Annotated in this window: 16 protein-coding genes and 2 pseudogenes; 11 read left to right on the top strand and 7 right to left on the bottom strand. The window is 69.9% G+C overall.

Annotation, left to right across the window (positions count from 1 at the left end; all coding sequences use genetic code 11):
• The first annotated feature begins 2 nt into the window (after positions 1 to 2).
• The 4 genes from BJ971_RS10230 (at position 3) to BJ971_RS10215 (ending at position 5803) form a co-directional block, all read left to right on the top strand.
• The gene (locus BJ971_RS10230; RefSeq protein WP_184991915.1) at positions 3 to 392 is read left to right on the top strand and encodes a response regulator transcription factor; all 390 of its coding nucleotides are present in this window, start codon (positions 3 to 5) and stop codon (positions 390 to 392) included.
• Positions 393 to 579: 187 nt separating this feature from the next.
• Positions 580 to 2307 (top strand): S8 family serine peptidase, encoded by a 1728-nt coding sequence (locus BJ971_RS10225; RefSeq protein ID WP_184991913.1) that lies wholly within the window; start codon positions 580 to 582, stop codon positions 2305 to 2307.
• Positions 2308 to 2363: 56 nt separating this feature from the next.
• Positions 2364 to 4547, top strand: coding sequence for a PAS domain-containing sensor histidine kinase (locus BJ971_RS42030; RefSeq protein WP_184991911.1), 2184 nt, complete (start codon positions 2364 to 2366; stop codon positions 4545 to 4547).
• 104 nt (positions 4548 to 4651) lie between these two features.
• Positions 4652 to 5803, top strand: a complete 1152-nt coding sequence (locus tag BJ971_RS10215; RefSeq protein WP_184991909.1) for a response regulator — start codon at positions 4652 to 4654, stop codon at positions 5801 to 5803.
• A 236-nt stretch (positions 5804 to 6039) separates the two neighbouring features.
• On the opposite strand, the gene BJ971_RS42025 is transcribed toward BJ971_RS10215, so the two are convergent.
• Positions 6040 to 6519 carry a sensor histidine kinase gene (locus tag BJ971_RS42025; protein WP_311772744.1) on the bottom strand — a complete coding sequence of 160 codons (480 nt, stop codon included), beginning with the start codon at positions 6517 to 6519 and terminating at the stop codon, positions 6040 to 6042.
• Between the two features lie 107 nt (positions 6520 to 6626).
• Here BJ971_RS42025 and BJ971_RS10205 point away from each other — a divergent pair, with 107 nt between their 5' ends.
• A complete protein-coding gene (locus BJ971_RS10205; RefSeq protein ID WP_184991907.1) occupies positions 6627 to 7064 on the top strand; it encodes an MDR/zinc-dependent alcohol dehydrogenase-like family protein in 438 nt (145 codons plus the stop codon).
• A 192-nt stretch (positions 7065 to 7256) separates the two neighbouring features.
• On the opposite strand, the gene BJ971_RS10200 is transcribed toward BJ971_RS10205, so the two are convergent.
• Together BJ971_RS10200 and BJ971_RS10195 are read right to left on the bottom strand one after the other, a co-directional pair.
• Positions 7257 to 7523 carry a hypothetical protein gene (locus BJ971_RS10200; RefSeq protein ID WP_184991905.1) on the bottom strand — a complete coding sequence of 89 codons (267 nt, stop codon included), beginning with the start codon at positions 7521 to 7523 and terminating at the stop codon, positions 7257 to 7259.
• 78 nt (positions 7524 to 7601) lie between these two features.
• Positions 7602 to 7922 (bottom strand): helix-turn-helix domain-containing protein, encoded by a 321-nt coding sequence (locus BJ971_RS10195; RefSeq protein ID WP_184991903.1) that lies wholly within the window; start codon positions 7920 to 7922, stop codon positions 7602 to 7604.
• 1242 nt (positions 7923 to 9164) lie between these two features.
• Here BJ971_RS10195 and BJ971_RS10190 point away from each other — a divergent pair.
• Complete coding sequence (locus BJ971_RS10190; RefSeq protein ID WP_184991901.1) at positions 9165 to 9677, top strand: ATP-binding protein; 513 nt, start codon at positions 9165 to 9167, stop codon at positions 9675 to 9677.
• 222 nt (positions 9678 to 9899) lie between these two features.
• Here BJ971_RS10190 and BJ971_RS10185 read toward each other — a convergent pair whose 3' ends face one another.
• Both BJ971_RS10185 and BJ971_RS10180 read right to left on the bottom strand, forming a co-directional pair.
• A complete protein-coding gene (locus BJ971_RS10185) occupies positions 9900 to 10346 on the bottom strand; it encodes a hypothetical protein (RefSeq protein ID WP_184991899.1) in 447 nt (148 codons plus the stop codon).
• Positions 10347 to 10397: 51 nt separating this feature from the next.
• Positions 10398 to 11663 carry an APC family permease gene (locus tag BJ971_RS10180; protein WP_184991897.1) on the bottom strand — a complete coding sequence of 422 codons (1266 nt, stop codon included), beginning with the start codon at positions 11661 to 11663 and terminating at the stop codon, positions 10398 to 10400.
• Between the two features lie 970 nt (positions 11664 to 12633).
• Here BJ971_RS10180 and BJ971_RS10175 point away from each other — a divergent pair.
• From BJ971_RS10175 to BJ971_RS10165, 4 genes and pseudogenes are all read left to right on the top strand, one after another.
• Entirely contained in the window at positions 12634 to 12936 is a 303-nt protein-coding gene (locus BJ971_RS10175; protein WP_377884962.1) for a helix-turn-helix domain-containing protein, read from the top strand.
• A gap of 870 nt (positions 12937 to 13806) precedes the next feature.
• Positions 13807 to 14049 (top strand): annotated as a pseudogene (locus tag BJ971_RS41045) (alanine--tRNA ligase-related protein); the annotation flags it as partial.
• Positions 14018 to 14089 (top strand): hypothetical protein, encoded by a 72-nt coding sequence (locus BJ971_RS42480; protein ID WP_369076819.1) that lies wholly within the window; start codon positions 14018 to 14020, stop codon positions 14087 to 14089. The pseudogene BJ971_RS41045 and the gene BJ971_RS42480, both read left to right, overlap by 32 nt.
• Before the next feature lie 492 nt (positions 14090 to 14581).
• Entirely contained in the window at positions 14582 to 15181 is a 600-nt protein-coding gene (locus tag BJ971_RS10165; RefSeq protein ID WP_184991893.1) for a hypothetical protein, read from the top strand.
• Positions 15182 to 15817: 636 nt separating this feature from the next.
• On the opposite strand, the gene BJ971_RS10160 is transcribed toward BJ971_RS10165, so the two are convergent.
• Both BJ971_RS10160 and BJ971_RS10155 read right to left on the bottom strand, forming a co-directional pair.
• A complete protein-coding gene (locus BJ971_RS10160) occupies positions 15818 to 16291 on the bottom strand; it encodes an ATP-binding protein (RefSeq protein WP_239087799.1) in 474 nt (157 codons plus the stop codon).
• A 126-nt stretch (positions 16292 to 16417) separates the two neighbouring features.
• On the bottom strand, positions 16418 to 17842 hold the full coding sequence (locus BJ971_RS10155) for a PP2C family protein-serine/threonine phosphatase (protein ID WP_203709653.1): 1425 nt from the start codon (positions 17840 to 17842) through the stop codon (positions 16418 to 16420).
• Between the two features lie 200 nt (positions 17843 to 18042).
• Here BJ971_RS10155 and BJ971_RS10150 point away from each other — a divergent pair.
• Positions 18043 to 18249, top strand: a pseudogene (locus BJ971_RS10150) (sigma factor-like helix-turn-helix DNA-binding protein); the annotation flags it as partial.
• Between the last annotated feature and the right edge of the window lie 60 nt (positions 18250 to 18309).

The raw sequence follows: 18309 nt of genomic DNA, 5'->3' as shown, positions 1-18309 counted from the left end.
CCATGGCCAAGATCCTGGTCGTCGACGACGACCCGGCCATCCGCCAGTTGCTCACCGACGTGCTGGAACTGGATGGCCACGAAATCCACCTGGCGGTGGACGGCAACGACGGACTGCGGCTGCTCGAGTTGACCCAGCCTGACTTCGTCGTTCTGGACGTCATGATGCCCGGCATCGACGGATACGACGTCCTGAAGGTGATCCGCTCCCAGGAGGGCGATCCGCTGCCGGTTCTCATGCTGACCGCTTCGGCCGACCCCGGCTCGGCCGCGCGCGGCTGGGTCGACGGCGTCGACTACTACCTGGCCAAACCGTTCACGCCGGACGTAGTGCTCGACATCGTCGACAGCGTATGCGGCCAGCGGATCCCGACCACCGACCGCGCCGCCTAGCACTAGGACCATCCGAGGCCGGGCCGGAAGAATCGCCGAGCCCGGCCTCCCGAATTGGTTCAGCTCCGGGCGCACCTGCCGATCAATACCCGAAATGCGGTGTCCCGCTCGCCGAAACCCGGAAAGGAGAATCCCCCGCACCACCGTCCCCCAAGGTACGAATGAAGAAGCCCAGAGGTGATCGGAAATGAACCTCAGCAGGCAAGCCGGTTGGCGGAGGACGCTGGCCGTTGCCGCGGCGGCGGCCGTCGCCGCCAGCGCTGTTCCGGACGTCGCGCTCGCCGGACCGGCCACCCCCGGCCGGACCGGCAACTGGCGCGACGTCGTGGTCACCGGCGTGAGCGCCGACGCCGCCGCCCATGCGGTGACCGCGGCCGGCGGCCAGGTCCTGGTCTCCCTGCCGGTGACCAACGGCGTCGCCGCGCGACTGCCCGGCGAGGCCGAGCTGGGCCCGCAGTGGGTCGTCGCCCCGCAGCGGGCAGCGAAGGTCGCCGGCGAGACGGCCCCCTCCGCCACAGCGCCGACCTCCACGATCCGGCAGACGCTCGGGCTTGCCTCGAAGGGTGTCGAGGGCCGCGGGGTCACCGTCGCGGTGATCGACACCGGCGTCGCGGACGTGCCCGACCTCGCCGGGAAGATTGCCGACCGGGTGGACCTCACCGGCACCGGCGCCGGTGACGGATTCGGCCACGGCACCTTCATGGCCGGCCTGATCGCGGGGTCCGGCGCCGCCTCGGGCGGCGCCTACCGTGGCGTCGCGCCCGGCGCCGACATCGTCGACGTGAAGGTCGCCGACGCCGGCGGCCACACCGACCTGGTCACGGTGCTCCGCGGTGTGCAGTGGGTGAGCGACCACTCGTCCGAGGTGGACGTCGTCAGCTTGTCGCTCTCCTCAGGCAGCCCCCTGCCCTACCAGATCGACCCGCTCAACCAGGCGCTGCGCGGGCTGTGGCAGCGAGGCATCATGGTGGTCGTGCCGACCGGCAACGACGGCCCGAACGCCGGTACGGTGTCCGCGCCCGGCAACGACCCTGTGCTGCTGAGCGTCGGCGGGCTCGACGAGGGCGGCACCGCTACGCACAGCGACGACGTGGTGGGCACCTGGTCCGGGCGCGGACCGACCTGGCAAGGCGTGTCGAAGCCCGACCTGGTCGCCCCGGGCGGCCACGTGGTGAGCCTGCGCTCGCCCGGCAGCGTGGTCGACAAGACGTACCCGCAGGCGCGGGTGGGCAGCGACTACATGCGTGGCTCCGGCACCTCGATGGCCACCGCGATCACCTCGGGCATCGTCGCGGCGGCCCTGGCCGAGAACTCCAAGCTCCGGCCCGACGTCATCAAGGACCTGTTCGTCGGCACGACGTACGCGGCTCCCGGCCTCAGTCGGACCGAGGGCGGCGGTTCGGGCGGCCTCGACGCGGCGACCATCCTGGCGAAGGCGGGCCGCTGGAAGTCGAGCCAGGCCTCGAAGCAGAACGCGGCGGACGCCGCGGCGGTGGGCCGGGACGCGACGAACTGGGCGGCATTCGAGAAGGCGATGGTCGACGGTAACCCGGACGCCGCGGCGGCCCAATGGAAGAAGCTCAGCAAGGCCTCGCAGGACTGGGCCGCCCGCGCCTGGGCGAGCCTCGACCCGGCCGCCCGGGCCTGGGCCGACGCCGACTGGGCCGCGCGTGCCTGGGCCGGCGCCGGCACCGAGTGGACGGCACGTGCCTGGGCCGCGCGGGCGTGGGCGGCGCGGGCGTGGGCGGACGCCGACTGGTCCGCCCGTGCGTGGGCGGACGTCGACTGGGCGGCCCGCGCCTGGGCGGCCCGGGCCTGGGCGGCCCGGGCCTGGGCGGACTCGGACTGGGCGGCTCGTGCCTGGGCCTCGGACAGCTGGAACGCTCGGTCCTGGGCCTGGTTGCCGTCGTCGTGAAAACCGCTGCGGCACCCACCGACCGCCCGGGTCCGACGACCCGAGCGGTCGGTGCGGTGCGCGACGCGACGCGGGATCCGATCGTGTATCGCGTCGCCGCGGTCGTTACCTTGGGCGCGGGTTTGATCATCCTGACCGCCTGGCGCCTGGGCGAGCGCACCAGCGTCCTCGATGGACCCGACCTGCCGGGCCCGTGGCTGCCGATCGTCCTGACGGTGGCGACCTGCATGGCCGAGCTCGCCGTCGTCCGCGTCCGGCACGGCAACGCGGTCGAAGAGCTGACCATGTACGAGGCGGCGCTGATCATCGACGTGCTGCTGCTGCCGCCCCATCAGGCCATCCTGGCGGCCACCGCCGGCTTGGTGGCCGCGAGCGTGCTGCAACGCCGTCCGCTGGTGAAGGCGCTGTTCAACCTCGGCTCGTACTCGGCCGCGGTGTCGGCGCTCATTCTCACGGTGTACGTCGTCGGCGGCACGCCGGGCGTCATCGATCTGCCCGTGCTGCTCGGCGTCGGTGGCGGCGCGCTGCTGTTCACCGCGATCAACCTGGCCTGCCTGGCCCAGATCCTCGGCGTGATGACCGGCAAGTCGCCGCTCAAAATCATCGTTGCCGAGAGCCGCCTGTCGGCCTTCATGGCCATCGGAACGACCGCCGCCGGCCTGACCATCGTCGAGATGCTGCTGAACGCCCCGCTGCTGCTGCCGGCCGCGGCGATGCCCTCGCTCGCGCTCACCTACGCCTATCGCACAGCGGCACACGAGGCCGACCAGCGCGCGCGCTCGGCCGTCCTGCTGCAGCTGTCCCAGGCCCTCGCCGAGCGAGCCGACCTGGTCCGCCGATTCCTGCTGCTCGCCCGAGAGGCGTTCGACGCGGATCTCGCCGTGGTGGTGCTGGACGACGACGTGGCTCTCACGGTGGACTCGGCCACGCCGGACACTGTAACGACGGGGCCGGTGCCCGCCCACCTGAGCTCGCTGCGGCACCTGCAGAAGCCTACGTTCGTCTCGACCGGCCTGCCGGCGGACATCCGGCTGCTGCTGGCCGTGCCAGTGCGCACCGGTGGCGCCAGCCTCGGTGTGGCCGCCCTGGCCGTCCGCAACCGCCGCGGGGCCCGCCTGACTACGGGCGACGCGGCCCTTTTCGCGCCGCTGGCCAGCGCGCTCGCGGCCGCCATGCGCGGCGCCCAACACCTGGACCGGCTGACCACCGAGACCAGCAAGCTGCACGCGATCGTCGACCAGTCGACCGAGGGCATCGTCGTCATCGACGGCGCCGGGACCATCCAGCTGCACAACCAGGCCTTCACCGAGCTCATCGCCCTGCCGGCCGCCGACATCACCGGCCGGAGCCTGGCCGACCTGCTCGACGTGGGCGACCGGCCGGAGACCGACCTCCTGATGCCGGTCACGCCCCGCCAGCCGAAGGTGCCGATGGAGATCACGATCACCCGCCACGACGGGCAGGAACGGCACCTGCGCCTGGCCCACTCCGCCGTCTTCGACGGCGACGACCTGGTGCGGGACGTCGTCGTGATCACCGACCTGACTCGCGAGTACCGGGCCGAGCGGCTGAAGTCCGACTTCATCGCGACGGTGTCACACGAGCTGCGTACCCCGCTGACGCCGATCATCGGCTATCTCGACTTGCTCCGTAACCGCGGCGACCTGATGCCGCCGGCGAAACGCGCCGGCGCCCTCGACCTCATCGCCGACCGCGCCTCGCACATGTCCCGGCTGGTCGAGGACCTGCTACTGGCCTCGCGGGTCGGTGACACGGAATTCGCGTTACAGGTCTCCCTCGGCACGCACGACATGGCGGCCATCGTGCGGCAGGTGACCGAGGATCTGGCCTCGGCCCGCATCGTCACCGATCTGCCGGACGATCCGATTCCGGTGCAGTGCGATCCGGGCCGGACCGTGCAGGTGGCGGCCAACCTGATCGGCAACGCGCTCAAGTACTCTCCGGAGAACGCGCGGGTCGAAGTCACCCTGCGCCCCGACGGCGACCGGGCGGTCCTGCAAGTCGTCGACCACGGGCCGGGAATCCCCTCCGACCATCTCGAGAAGGTCTTCGAGAAGTTCCACCGCGTCGAGGACCCGATGACCATGAAGACCGGCGGTACCGGCCTGGGGCTGTTCATCGCCCAGCGCCTGTCCCAGGCGATGGGCGGCGACATCACCCTTGTCTCGACGGTTGGCGCCGGCTGCACCTTCACCTTCACCCTGCCGACGGAGACCTGACCACCGCGGCGCGGCACGCGGCCTAAGCCGATCGTATTTCACGCCGATGGATTATTAAGCCCACGGAACCAGACGAATCCGGCGCACAGAGGAACGAGGGAACCATGATGGACCGGCCACGCATCCTGTGCCTCGACGACGAGTCATCCGTCCTCGACGGGCTCCGGCGCACCCTCCACAGCAGCTACGACGTCGTCACGACCACGGAACCGCGGGAGGCTCTCGCCTTGCTCGCCGAGAAGCCGGACGACCCGTTCGCCGTGATCATCTCCGACATGCGCATGCCGAGCATGACCGGCATCAACGTCCTCGAACAGGCCCAGCAGTTGGCACCGGACACGACACGAGTACTGCTGACCGGGGACGCAGACGTCCAGGGTGCGATCGGCGCCATCAACCGCGGCAACGTCTTCCGCTTCATCCTCAAGCCGTGCCCGCCGGAACCCTTGATGTCCGCGATCGCCGCCGCCGACCAGCAACACCGGCTGGTCCGCGCCGAACGCGAACTCCTGCAGGACACCCTCAAGGGTTGCGTCGACGCCCTGATGGACACCCTGGCCATGGCTCAGCCAGCGCTGTTCAGTCGGGCCGGCCGGTTGCGCCGCATCGTGCAGGACGTCTGCGCCCAGCTCGGCATGCCCGACGCGTGGCAGGTCGAGATGGCCGCGCAACTGGGTGAGATCGGCGCCATCACGCTGCCGCCCACCGCGTTGGACGCCCTGCAGAACGGCACGCCGGCCGACGCCGCCGAGGCGGAGATGCTCGAAGCCCTCCCGAGGCTCGCCGACAGCGTCCTGGCCCGCATCCCCCGGCTGGACGCGGTCCGCGAGATCATCCGCCAGCAGCTGCCGACCGACCGGAACCCGATCACACCGATGCGCCCCGACGCGTCCGCCGGGGCGCGCCTGCTGCAGGCGGTGCGGGAATACGACGTTCTCGTCCATCGGGGCACGGACCCCAACGTCGCCATCAGGATGCTGACCTTCCGCAAGGTCCATACACCCGTCGTCGTCGCCGCGCTCGCGAACGTCGCCGACTTGCGCCAGACCAGCGAGACGGTGCGCGAGGTTACGATCGACGAGCTGCTCATCGGCCACGAGCTGGCCGACGATCTGCACACCGCCAAGGGGCTGCTGCTGGTCTCGCGGGGGCAGGTCATCACCGAACGACTCCTGGTCCGGGTACGCAACTTCCACGAGTCCATGGGTTTGCAGGGACGGATTCTCGTCACCGACGAGATCCACGTCGACCCCTGAGGGCGCCCGGTCCCCCGTCAGGTCCGCCGGGACGGGCCGGGCCAGCGCCACCTGGTCGCGTCCGTCGCGCTTGCCTAGTAGAGCCCAATGTCGGCGCGCCCGAGCAGGTCCTCGACGGACCGGTCAGCCGGGTCGGGGCAAGCCGCGCCGACGCTGATCGCGACGGTCAGCGGGCCGGCGTCGACGGTTGCTCGCCGACCGCAGCGCGCAGCCACTCGGCGGGATCGGGCGGATGCTCATGGTTGCGGCTCCGCGTGCCTGTCGGTCAGGGTGAAGAAGAAGGTGGCGCCCGCCCCGGGGGTGCTGTCGGCCCAGATGCGGCCGCCGTGCCGGCTCAGGACGCGGTGGACGATCGACAAGCCGATGCCGTGGCCGGCGAAGTCGCCGGCGGCGTGCAGTCGCTGGAACGGTTGGAAGAGCCGGTCGAAGTCGCGCATGCTGAAACCGGCACCGTTGTCGCGCACGAAGAAGACCTCTTCGCCTTCCAGGCGCGTGGCCCCGACCTCGATCCGGGCGTCAGGACGCCCGGCGGTGAGTTTCCGAATATGGCCGGCGCCGCGTACGGCTTTGCTGACATGGGCCCGTACGGCGGCGGACAGGCCGAGCTGCTGCGTGTGCCCTGGGGCGACTTCAACTGCCTGCGACTGGGCGAGGACGCCGAACAGCGGCAGACCGATTACGTGATGCTCGCCGACATCTTCCCGACGGGTTGCCACGCCACCGAGATGGCCGGGGTGCAGCCCGGCGACCAGACGGTCATCTACGGCGCGGGTCCGGTCGGGCTGATGGCCGCGCTCTCGGCGACCATCCGAGGGCGAGCAAGGTGATGATCGTCGACCGGCACCCCGACCGGCCGAGACTGGCCGAGTCGATCGGCGCGATCGCCATCGACGACTCGAAGGTCGATCCGGTGCAGGCCGTTCTCGACGAGACGATGGGGCTGGGCGCGGACAACGGCTGTGAGTGCGTCGGCTATCAGGCGCACGAGCCCGACGGCGAGGAGCGGGCCAACCTGACCATGAACCGGCTGGTCGCCTCGGTGCGCTTCACCGGGAGGATCGGCACCGTCGGCGTCTTCGTGCCTCAAGTACAACCGGCGGCTGCGCGACTTGATCGCCGCGGGCAAGGCCGAGCCGTCGTTCATCGTGAGTCACGAGCTGTCCCTCGACGTGCGCCGGAGGCCTACGAGCACTTCGACAAGCGGGACGACGGCTGGACGAAGGTCGTCCTGCACCCGGCGATGGCGGGAGCGGGTGCCTGACATGGCCGGAGTGGTGAACGGACGACGGATCGCCATCCTCGACCGCAACCTCTACATCGCCAAACGCGGCGGCCGGGACCGCGTTCTGGCCTGAAAAGGCGCGAGAAGCCCTGCGTAGGGGAAATGAGAGCCGCGCCCTTCGACGGTGTTCCGCCGCAAAAGATCTGCCACGATCCGCGCGATCGACGGTCATCAAGGGACTCGGCGGACCGCCGTCATCTGGTCCGTGTCGCGGGTGGACTTCATCGCGTGGCTCCAGGACAGGAGCTGGTCCAGCATGGTGTTCATTGCCATCTCGTGGTGTCCGGCGGGTCGGAAGGTGCACCAGCGGCGGACGTCATTCGCGGCCCGGCGATCGGACCTGGCGAAAGCCGACACGCCCCGCTGGCCGAGCGGGTCACCGGCGTCACCGACGACGCCGACCAGGTCCGCCGCGTCACCCAGCGTGGACGCGAACATCAGCGCCGAACGCCCGACTGACGAGCCGACGTCAACGGTCCCCCTCGTGGCAGAGGAGGACCGTGTACGGGCGGTGAATCAGGCAGAGTCCGCCGGCCGTCGGCGCTGGAGGTCCTGATTGTGCTGGAGGGCTTCTTCGAGCTGGTCTTCGAGGATGATGATCCGGCAGGCGGCTTCCAGGGCGGTGCCTTGCTCGACCATCTCTCGGGCCCGGGCGGCGAGGCGCAGCTGGTAGCGGGAGTAGCGGCGGTGCCCGCCGGCTGACCGGGTCGGGGTGATCAGTTTCGCCTCGTCGAGGCGGCGCAGGAAGTCCTGCGATGCGCCGGTGATCTCCGCGGCGCGGCCCATCGTGTAGGCGGGGAAGTCGTCGTCGCCGAACATGTCGTCGGGTTGGGCCATACAGGTACCTCTCCATGGTCGAGGGCCCCGGCGCAGAAAGCGCCGGGGCCCAGGGTTACGGGTCAAAAACACCATCTACCGACAGGTTCGTCGGGTTGTCGTATCCGCACCTGCCGCCATCAGCGGGATGGGGTGCGAGGACCGCATAAGCGTGACCGGAGACCACCTCTCGTTCGATGGAAACTGCGGTGTCCGCGCCGGAGTCGAGCTGCGTCCCGGCGACGGGCGATCCAACGGTGTTCGCGCCCTCCCTTTCCTCTGCTTCCGATTGCTGTGCTGCTTGTCGTGCCGTCCGCCGGTGCCGGAGCCCCACGCGACTTCATGGCCCCGTGCACGTGCGACGGACTGTCCTGCCAGGCGAGCCCCGAACCAGCATCGGCCCGCCCTGCCCTGACCTGGAATTACGTCAGGGTCTTACGTTCCACTTCCACGTGCCTTGCCTTGCAGCGGGTGGTGATGCTCACTTCCCGCTGCTGTGCCGAGCGAGCCACGGATCGGGGTCCGGGCCCTGCGTAACGCTCGGTCTGCTTCGTCTGCGTCTTGGCTGATCTCTGCTGTCAACGGAAGAAATGTTAGCAGGCTCGGCGGGAATGTCTAGTGATTCGGACCTAGATTTTCTCGTCGGCCGCGGCTGCTTTGCGCATCGCATCGACGGCTGCCCCGATCGCTGGTAGCAACCGTCGCTCGGGGAGATGCGCCGGCTGCCCGCACAGCTCGGGGCTGCTCCTGGCTCGAGGTTGCTGTGGCGCAGGCCGGGCAGTAGGGCGCGGGCGGCGTCGCGGATGCGGCGGCGCAGCCGGTCGCGGATGTTGTCGAGCACGCCGCTGACGGCCCAGCGGGCGAAGAACCCGAGACGGTCTTCCACGGCGGAAAGTCGCTCGGTAGGACCCGCCACCTGCAGCCGTTGTCGACCAGGTAGCGGATCGCGACCACGCCCGGCACCTCACCCGCCGACCACGGATCGCGGCCGTCACCGACTGGGTAGCGACCGCGGACGCCACCCACCCCGGTCTACGCTTTTTTGCATGCAGAAGTGGACAACATAAGACCTAACTGTCGGCTGATTTCACCCAATCCCGGAGAGTTGATCAATGCTGTGACCAGGCCTGTGACCACGGCCAAGGCCAATCAAGTGCGGCGCCTGCCATTCAGTACGTGGGGCCCGAGTGGCCGGACTGCTCGCCCGGCGGTTGCCATTGCGCAAGAGTCTCGGACACGGCGAGCCGAGTAGCGTGCAAACGCATGACGTACAGGTCTCGGCTCGGCGAGGGCGGCCCGGCGAGACCTGGGCCGGCGAACGCGGGGCAGGAGGTACTGCTGCACCGGTGTTTCACGGAGTCGAGCGTTACCTCGCTGCGGCATGCGGTGAGCGCCGCGGTGAGCGCGGCCGGGCTGTCCGTCGAGCTCGCCGAAGACTTCGTCATGGCGTTGCACGAGCTGGTCACCAACGCGGTGCGCCACGGCGGCGGCACCGGCACGCTCGAGCTGCGCCAGCAGGCCGATGTCCTGACGTGCGAGATCGTCGACCACGGAGGCCCGGCCGACGGTCTGCCGGTGCGACTGTCGCCGACAGACCTGCCCGGCGGGCGGGGCCTGTGGCTGGCGCACCAACTCACCGGATCTCTCATGCTGACCCAACGCCCCGACGGCGTCACCGCATCGGTCAGCGCCTGCGTGACGGCGTCGCCGGCCGTGCCGTCGCCTGCAACGACGACCGATGCCGTCACCGGTCCGTCCCCCAGCGAGGACACATGAACCCGACCTGACACTAGGAGATCGGCGCACACGACGGCCACACGTTCATCACGCTGATTGGCGAGATCCACATGCGAGGGGCCGGGAAACTGCACGACGGCGTCGAATGACGGACAGACCGTCGGCCATCGCGTCGACGACGCTACCTGGCTGGCCACTGTTGCGACGGTCAGCTGGCCACTGTTCGCGTCGGGCCCGGCACGGAGAACCTGCGATGACACGTCATCGGTTATCAGCCAGGTGACCGACCGGGCGGACCGTTCGTGCTGGGTTAGGGTAGCGGCCAGGTGCGCCGGGAAGTCTGGTCGGCAATTGGCTGGCCCTGAGCTTCCCCCGGTTCGGCGGAGCGAACGTTGCGGCGTTCTCATGCGCCTCGGAGATGGGCAGATCGCCGTGGCGCCCGAAGTCGCGACCGGGCACGGTCGTCTGCGGGGCGCGGTCACCGATGGCCGCGTCCGGGATGCCGCTGCCCAGCAGCCGGATGCCGCCGGTCCAGTAGCCGAGCTCGGCTTGCCAGGCGACGTCCTCTACCTCCGCGCGCTGGGCTTGGTCGGCGGCGGTGGCCAGGTCGTACACCTGGTCGGGGCGGAGCAGATGCAGTCCGGCGCCGGCGGATTCGGCGGCCGCGACGATGGCGCTCAGCGTGTCGGCGTCGACCGGGGTGCTCACGGTGGCCCTTTCCGGTTGGTCAGGCGCGTGGCCGCGGACCGGCGAGGCCGCTCAGGTGGAGCGGCTGTGGCTTCGCCGTAAGCCGTAGAGCAGCGCGCCGACTGCGAGCACACCGCCCCCGGCGATCACGGAGGTGACCGGCAGGGTGACGGCCAGCCCGAGGCAGCCGACCAGGCCGACGGCAGGCACCACCCGTGGTGGACGGTGTTCCGCCACGGTGAGGGTCCAGGCGCTGGCGTTGGCGACGGCGTAGTAGACCAGCACCGCGAAGGAAGAGAATCCGATCGCGGCGCGTACGTCGGCGACGGCGGCGGCCGTCGCCACGACCGCGCCCACGGCGATTTCAGCGCGGTGCGGCACCCCGAAGCGGGGATGCACCGCGGCCAGCGCGTGGGGCAGGTGCCGGTCGCGGGCCATCGCCAGTGCGGTGCGGGACACGCCGAGGATCAGCGCGAGCAGCGACCCGAGCGCGGCGACGGCGGCGCCGACCCGGACCACCGGAGCCAGCACCCCCCACCCGGCGGCGCGGACCGCATCGACCAGCGGCGCCACGCTCGTGCCGAGACGTTCGCCGAGCACAGCGAGGACCGCCACGGCGACCAGTGCGTACACCGCCAGAGCGATCCCCAGAGAGACACCGATGGCCCGAGGGATCGTCCGGGCCGGGTCACGGACCTCCTCGCCGAGCGTGGCGATGCGCGCATAGCCGGCGAAGGCGAAGAACAGCAGCCCGGCCGCCTGCAACACCCCGCCCGCGGTGACGTCACCGCCGATGTCGAGCCGGCCGGTGTCGGCGGTGGGCGAGGCCAAGCAGGCGGTGACCACGGCGGCCAACACGGCCAGGACCACGGCCACGATCGCCCGGGTCAGCCACGCCGCCTTCTGCACACCGGCGTAGTTCACGGCGGTCAACGCGACGACCGCTGCAACCGCGACGGCGTGCGCCTGCTGCGGCCAGAGATACGACCCGACTGTCAAGGCCATCGCCGCGCAGGAGGCCGTCTTGCCGACCACGAACCCCCACCCGGCCAGATAACCCCAGAACGCGCCGAGCCGTTCGCGGCCGTAGACGTAGGTGCCGCCCGAGGACGGATAGCGGGCGGCCAGCCGCGCCGATGAGGTGGCGTTGCAGTAGGCCACTACCGCCGCCACCGCCAAGCCGATCAGCAGCCCTGAGCCCGCCGCGGCCGCCGCCGGCGCCAGCGCGGCGAAGATTCCGGCGCCGATCATCGAGCCCAGACCGACCACGACCGCGTCGAACAGCCCCAGCCGGCGCTGCAAGCGCGCCGCGCTGGAGTCCGCCGGTGAACGGCTCATTCTCATCCCCCTGCGATCCCAGACCCGCCGTCACCGGCAGTCGTGCGGACGGTAGACCGCTGCCATGAACGACAGGGGTCGACTGTTCGCAGTCGACCCCTGTCGTTCGGCCCACGTTCTACCAGCTGTCCCAGCACCTCGGTGCCGTACTCAGGATCCGGGTCAGCAGGCAAGACCGTGGTGAGTCGCTGCCGACTCGGGGCTGTCAGCGGATGACGGTCACACCGGCTGGTGGGCGTGTTGCAGGCGCCGTCTGCCGGGCGACGGTTGCCACCAGCGGTCGGGACACTCGTCGATGCGAGCTGAAAGCCGGTGGCACCCGCGGAGAAAATCTAGGCCCGAATCACTAGACATTCCCGCCGCGCCTGGCTAGCCTTCTTCTCGTTGACAGCAGAGATCGTCGAAGACGCTGACGAAGCAGGCCGAGCGTCAAGCAGGGCCCGGACACATTTCGTGGCTCGCTCGGCACAGCGGTAGAGGTGCTCACCGCGCGCAGCAAGGCAAGGTAAGGCACGTGGAAGTGGGAACGTAAGACCTTGACGTAATTCCAGGTCAAGGCAAGTAGGCGGGCGGGCCGATGCTGGTTCGGGGCTCGCCTGGCAGGACAGTCCGTCGCACGTGCACGGGGCCATGAAGTCGCGTGGGGCTTCGACACCGGCGGACGGCACGACAAGCAGCACAGCAATCGGAAGCAGAGGAAAGGGAGGGCTCGAACACCGTTGGATCGCCCGTCTCCAGGACGCAGTTCAACTTCTGGAGCGGACACCGCAGTTTCCATCGAACGAGAGGTGGTCTCCGGTCACGCTTATGCGGTCCTCGCACCCCATCCCGCTGATGGCGGCAGGTGCGGATACGACAACCCGACGAACCTGTCGGTAGATGGTGTTTTTGACCCGTAGCCCTGGGCCCCGGCGCTTCTGCGCCGGGGCCCTCGTTATGGAGAGGTACCTGTATGGCTCAACCCGACGACATGTTCGGTGACGACGACTACCCCGCCTACACGATGGGCCGCGCCGCGGAGATCACCGGCGCCTCGCAGGACTTCCTGCGCCGCCTGGACGAGGAAAAGCTGATCACCCCGTTCCGTTCGGCCGGCGGGCACCGCCGCTACTCCCGCTACCAGTTGCGTCTCGCCGCTCGGGCCCGGGAGATGGTCGACCAGGGCACCGCCCTGGAGGCCGCCTGCCGGATCATCATTCTTGAAGACCAACTCGAAGAAGCCCTCCAGCACAACCAGAACCACGAGCGCCAACGGCAAACGGACGCTGCCTGATCTCACCGCCCGCACGGTCCTTCTCCGCCATGAGAGGGACCGTTTGTCGTACCCGCCGCCCGCCGTTCGTCACGGGCGGAGGTAGCCATCGACCCGTGGACCGAGTCGATCGCCGCAGGGTTGACAAACGGACCTCGCGCACCCTGCAACGGTGTGATCGCTCAGCCGTGCGGGTGGACCTGCGGGATGACTTCGCACGATGAGACGTCCCGCCGGCGACGGACTGCCCAGGCGATGCACGACACCGCAGAGCAACTGGAGGTGGCCGAAGCCATCCTGCACCGCAGCGCCCGCCCGGACAGGTGGCCCGCTGTGCGCTGCGCTGTCATCGGCGCCTCAGCTTCCCGGTCGGGTGCGGTCGGCGCGCAGGGCTGGACGATTGCTTGGCCGCTTCGCGCGGTCCGCAGGGCGCGACAACCGGCGAACGGTGTGCCGGGCGCCGCCGTCCGCGGTCATCCAACGGCCACGCGAGTCGGTCACCGGCACCCGTCGCTCATCCAGCAGCCGCCACTGCCTGACACCGCAATCTGCGCACCGGCCGTGCTGAACATGTACGCCACACGGATGGGCCGACTCATCGGTAAAGACCACCAGGCCGCCGCACCGTGCACAGACGACACCTCGAGCCGCATCCACAAGCCCACCGTAAGCGTTCAACGCTGTCACCGCGACCGCTGCCGGATGGACGCGGGAGCGCCGTGCTTGTTGCGACGACACCCTGGACGCCTGGGCGCCACGACGAGCTGGGCGGTCGATCGGAACAGTCCTGCCCTGGCAACGTCGCGGGAAACCCGTGAACGGGTGACAGCTGGATGCGTCCCGAACCAGTGGGATAGACGCGACCCATGAGTGGGGTCCATCGCGGGCACAAGGACGGCGCAACTCACCGGCAAGGAGTACGGCAATCAGTCCGGTCGGACGGCGACGGAATCGTACCCGGACGACGTCCGCCTTCGGGTGGTCGCCGGCCACGTCCGTACCTCACTCATGCTGATCGGCGACAGGGTGACCCCGTCCAGCGAGGGCCGCGGGCACGTGCTGCGCCGAAACGGACGCCGCTCAACTGGCCTCGTGGGCCGGGCTGACCCCGAAACACCGCGAGTCCGACACGACCGTGCGACGGGGGCGATCACCAAACACGGCAGCGGCCTGAGCCGCGATCGAAGCCGCGCAGAAGATCCCCGCCACGGCCGGCTGGCTGGCTGGCTGGTGTCCAACCGGGCCCGGATCGCTGACGCCGCGGCCGTACCATCGCCACCGTCGCGACCGCCCGTAAGCTGCTCACCCTGGTCTTCTACGGCCTCCGCGGCGCGCCCGCCGTCTTGTGCAGAGCTGTCTGAGGGCGTCCGGGTTGACAACGCTCGCGGTATCCCTGCCAGCGCACCCGGTGGGTCCGTCATGAGGCGCCTGCATTCCCGTGGGAGCGTCCGGCGTGACCCCGTCACCTTAGGGGTACAAGACCCCGGGCACGGGCCGGACACAAATGTCCGAAATGGCCTCTGGCCAGGCCATTCACGATCAGCGTCGGGGTGCAACGACGCCACATGTGTGCGGACACGCTTGGGTCTGGCGGCAACGGAAACCAACGTGCACGCTTGGTCACCGCACATAGAACGCATCGTGGTGACTACAAAAGGGTGGCATCGTGATCTGGCAACGAATCTCTCAGCGCCGGGCACCGGCGACACCGCACGGCGACGGCAGTCTGGCCACCCGGCGGATCCCGGCGTGCCGGCAGGAACCCCGGCCCCTTGCGACGGGCGCGGCGCCGATTGTCGTACGCGAACCCGAGGCGACCTGGTGGCAGGTGCAGGCGGATCTGGACGGCTGGGCCTCCGGCGGCGCGACGATGACCGTCGCGGTTCTGGAGGACCGCGACGCGGGCCACGATGCCGTGCTGGCCCACCTGGCGCGCCTCGCCGTCGCCGACGAGCTGCTGGTGGTCTTCGGCGCGACGTCCTGTGCACACCCGGCGCAGCACACCATGATCACGGGACTGCGCGGCAGACTGCCCCGGCACGACGTGGTCGCGATGCACGTCCGGCACCGCGGCACGGCGAGCCACTGGCAGACCACGCTCGACCTCGTCCTCGACGCCGGCCGCCTCCCCGTGGTCGTCACCGCGGCGGCCGCCCTGCAGGACGTCGCCGCCGAGATCTCGAGCTACGTCCGGGCCGACCGGGTCCTGCGGGTCTCCGGCACCGGCACCGACCTCTACCAGGTGTGGCGCCGACCCGAGCGTTGAGGGAGGAGCCGGCTACCGCACGTTGCGCTGGCCCTAACGCACCGAGGCCCGCCCCTGGAGGAGACGGATATCGCCTGCGAACGTGCAGGTGCCGCATCCGTACAGGGGCGGGCTCGGCTTAAGTTCACCGTGGTAATCCATCAACCACCCCGTCCCATTCCCTGCTGACCCCTTGATGGGGTTGTCGTTCACTATCCTCATCGGCTGCGGGCGCCATCTTCCGAGGAATACCTCCGTCTTTCGCTCAACCCGCGCCATGGCCACCCGACGCTTGACGCGGCCGGCGCACGAACGGGTCGACACCAGCGCGTAGTGGCTGGAGGTCAACGCCCCAGGGCACAATGCCCTTCGGTCGCCGCGGGCTCGCCGTGTTCGCGCTCACTCGGCGACCGGCGCACCCTCACCCGGACGTAGGCCGGCGACCGCTGTGTCCACAGCCGAGGGGGGCGACCACGTCCACTGACTGTGGACACCGGTTTCAGCGGATCGACCGGGCCCTGTATGGGCACTTCGGCTTCTCCCTTCCACCCGCGACGGCGTCCGCTCGGCACTCGTGACTGAGCGCTGCGGAGAGTGCGGCATCGATGCGGTCCGGGCTTTCGGGAACCTTGCTCGTGGCGGTGGGCGGCAGGCCGGTCAGCTGGTTCGGTGTGCGAGGGAGAACCCGGCCCAGACGTGCTTGGTTGTCCCGGCGCGGTACCAGCCGAGGTCGGTGGCCATGCGCACGACCAGCCGAAGGCCGAGTCCGCCGGTACCCGCGGGCCGGTGCGCCGCGTACTCGGGTTCGGTCGAGGGATCGTGGTCGGCGACGTCGAGGACCAGGTGCGTGTCGGAGCGGGAGAGCCGCACGATCGCGGGCGGCGCACCGTGTTTGAGAGCGTTGGAAGTCAACTCCGTGGCGACAAACACGATGTTCTCCGACATCGTGACGTGGTCGCTGAGGTGCGCGGCGGGGATTCCCACGACAGCGGTGCGCAGCGCGCCGCGGAGCGCGCTCAGTTGTGTCGGCCGGTCGAGGGTCCAGCATTCGATCTCCACACCGAAATGGGGCGGGTGAGCGTTGCGGAGAACAACCATGTCAGGCGCATGCCCCCTGACCTTCAGCTTCATGTGCACTTTGCATAGCGGATATGTTCCCCGGCGCTCGGCGTGTCGCCAGGAAGCCCTCCTTCCAGTCATCAGTGACGAGCTGTCCAAGGCGATCGGCGTGCGGTTCTCGGGGCCCGCCGCGCATGGTCAGTTGCGGTGACCTCCCGCGACGTACAGGGCGAGGATCGCGGTGTCATCGCTGGTGCGCTGGCCACTGAAATGCAGCACGGCGGCCTCGACCGCGGCAGCCAGGCCGTCGGCGCTGTCCGCAGGCGTTTCGGCGAGCAACTGATGCAGCCGATCGATACCGAACATCTCCCGGTCGCCAGGGCGGCGGGCCTCGGTGACGCCGTCGGTGTAGAGCAGCAGGCTGTCGCCGGGGTGCAGCACGGTGCGTTGATCCCGGAGCCGGGGTGTGGTCTGCCAGCCGAGGATCAGCCCGTGCCGGCCGACGGTTTCGACCCGGCCGTCGGCCCGGCGGACCAGAGCCGGGTCGTGACCGCCGCAGCTGACCTGCACGTGCACGCCGATCTCGGTCGGGCGGACGGTGGCGTAGACGGCAGTCAGGTACTGACTGTCGTCGCTGTACCACTCCAGCAGTGCGGTGTTGAGGGTGGAGAGGTTGCGGCTGGCGGTCGAGCAGCGTACCGCCGCGGCACGCAGCGTGTACCGGGCCAGTGCCGTGGTCTTCGCGGCCTTCGGGCCTTTGCCGGACACGTCGCCGACGACGGCGCCCCACCGGCCCTTGGTGGACGGGAACACGTCGTAGAAGTCACCGAGGACTTCGCCGCCGCCCGCGCCACGGCGGTACCGGGCCGCGACCTGGACTCCGGGGATCGGCGGTAGCCGATCCGGGAGCAGGCTCTCCTGCAACGTGTGCGCCAGCAGCGCCGCCTGTTCAAGAGCGCTCTCGGCCCGCCCTGCTGCTGCTTGCGCCAGGCTCGTCGCCGCCTCGGCGCGCCCGGTCGCCGCGTTCGCCTCCTTCAGCGCATCGCGCAGCGCGATCTCCCCGGACGCGGCGTGCGAGAGCGTATGCAGGATCTCGATGTCGTGGGGTGTCCAGTCCCGCACGACCGTATCGATCGCGCAGAACGTTCCCAGCACGTGCCCGTCCGGCGAACGCACCGGAAATCCCGCCCACGCGGCGACACCCATCAACTCGATCGACGGGTTGTACCGGGTGCGCTCATCAGCAGCCGCGTCCGAGACGATCAACTCGGCGTCGGCGTCGATCACGTACTGGCAGAACGACTGCTCCACCGTGTGCTGCCGCGCCGCCGGATCGGAGCTGTCGATGCCGACGCAACTCTTCCAGAACGATCGGGTGTCGTCGACGACCGTCACGAACGCGAAAGGTGTACCCAGCAGTGTCGCCGCGAGCCGGGCCAGACGATCGAACGGCTCATCCGGACCCGTGTCGAGCAGCCCCGTGCGCCGCACCGCGGCAAGCCGCGCGGGATCAAACACCGCGTCCGGCACCGACGCCGGCTCACGGTGTCTCGAATCCGTCGCCCTACTCACCGCGACGGCTGACCGGCGACACGGCGGTGGGAAAACGAGGGCGGCATCCACGCTCGCCTCCGAACCAGGCGAAACCCGCGATCGAGACACGCCCACAACCCGTCCAACCGCGGCCGCCTCCCGCAACGCCGCGCTCGGCAGCGAGCCTGCCCGCCACGTCGATATCCACGGGGCCATTCTGACCCCAACCACGGCCTCGACCAACCGCGCTTCCCATTCCCACCACGCTCGAGCATCGCCACGACGACAGCACGATCCTGCGGGTACTGATCGACACACTCGCACCGGAGCGGCGAGAGGCGTTCGTGGCCACCCAAGTCCTCGGATTGTCGTACGCCGAGGCCGTCGAGGTATGCGACTGCCCGGTCGGCACGATCCGCTCCCGGGTGGCCCGGACCCGCGCAGACTTCGCCACCGAGCCGGCCACGTCACGCCAGCAGTCCGCCACCGCGGCGTGAATCGGTAGGACGCCGCCACCGGGCCCTACACCCGGGAGCCTGCCCAGCCGCACGAGCGTT

This window comes from Amorphoplanes digitatis, assembly GCF_014205335.1.
GTDB lineage: Bacteria > Actinomycetota > Actinomycetes > Mycobacteriales > Micromonosporaceae > Actinoplanes > Actinoplanes digitatus.
This window is presented reverse-complemented; position numbering and strand designations above follow the sequence as displayed.

Bases quoted from the DNA above. Each gene is read 5' to 3' on its own strand.
- BJ971_RS10230 (WP_184991915.1), top strand. From the start codon at position 3: ATGGCCAAGATCCTGGTCGTCGACGACGACCCGGCCATCCGCCAGTTG.
- BJ971_RS10225 (WP_184991913.1), top strand. From the start codon at position 580: ATGAACCTCAGCAGGCAAGCCGGTTGGCGGAGGACGCTGGCCGTTGCC.
- BJ971_RS10215 (WP_184991909.1), top strand. From the start codon at position 4,652: ATGATGGACCGGCCACGCATCCTGTGCCTCGACGACGAGTCATCCGTC.
- BJ971_RS10200 (WP_184991905.1), bottom strand. From the start codon at position 7,523: ATGTTCGCGTCCACGCTGGGTGACGCGGCGGACCTGGTCGGCGTCGTC.
- BJ971_RS10195 (WP_184991903.1), bottom strand. From the start codon at position 7,922: ATGGCCCAACCCGACGACATGTTCGGCGACGACGACTTCCCCGCCTAC.
- BJ971_RS10190 (WP_184991901.1), top strand. From the start codon at position 9,165: ATGACGTACAGGTCTCGGCTCGGCGAGGGCGGCCCGGCGAGACCTGGG.
- BJ971_RS10180 (WP_184991897.1), bottom strand. From the start codon at position 11,663: ATGAGCCGTTCACCGGCGGACTCCAGCGCGGCGCGCTTGCAGCGCCGG.
- BJ971_RS10175 (WP_377884962.1), top strand. From the start codon at position 12,634: ATGTTCGGTGACGACGACTACCCCGCCTACACGATGGGCCGCGCCGCG.
- BJ971_RS10160 (WP_239087799.1), bottom strand. From the start codon at position 16,291: ATGAAGCTGAAGGTCAGGGGGCATGCGCCTGACATGGTTGTTCTCCGC.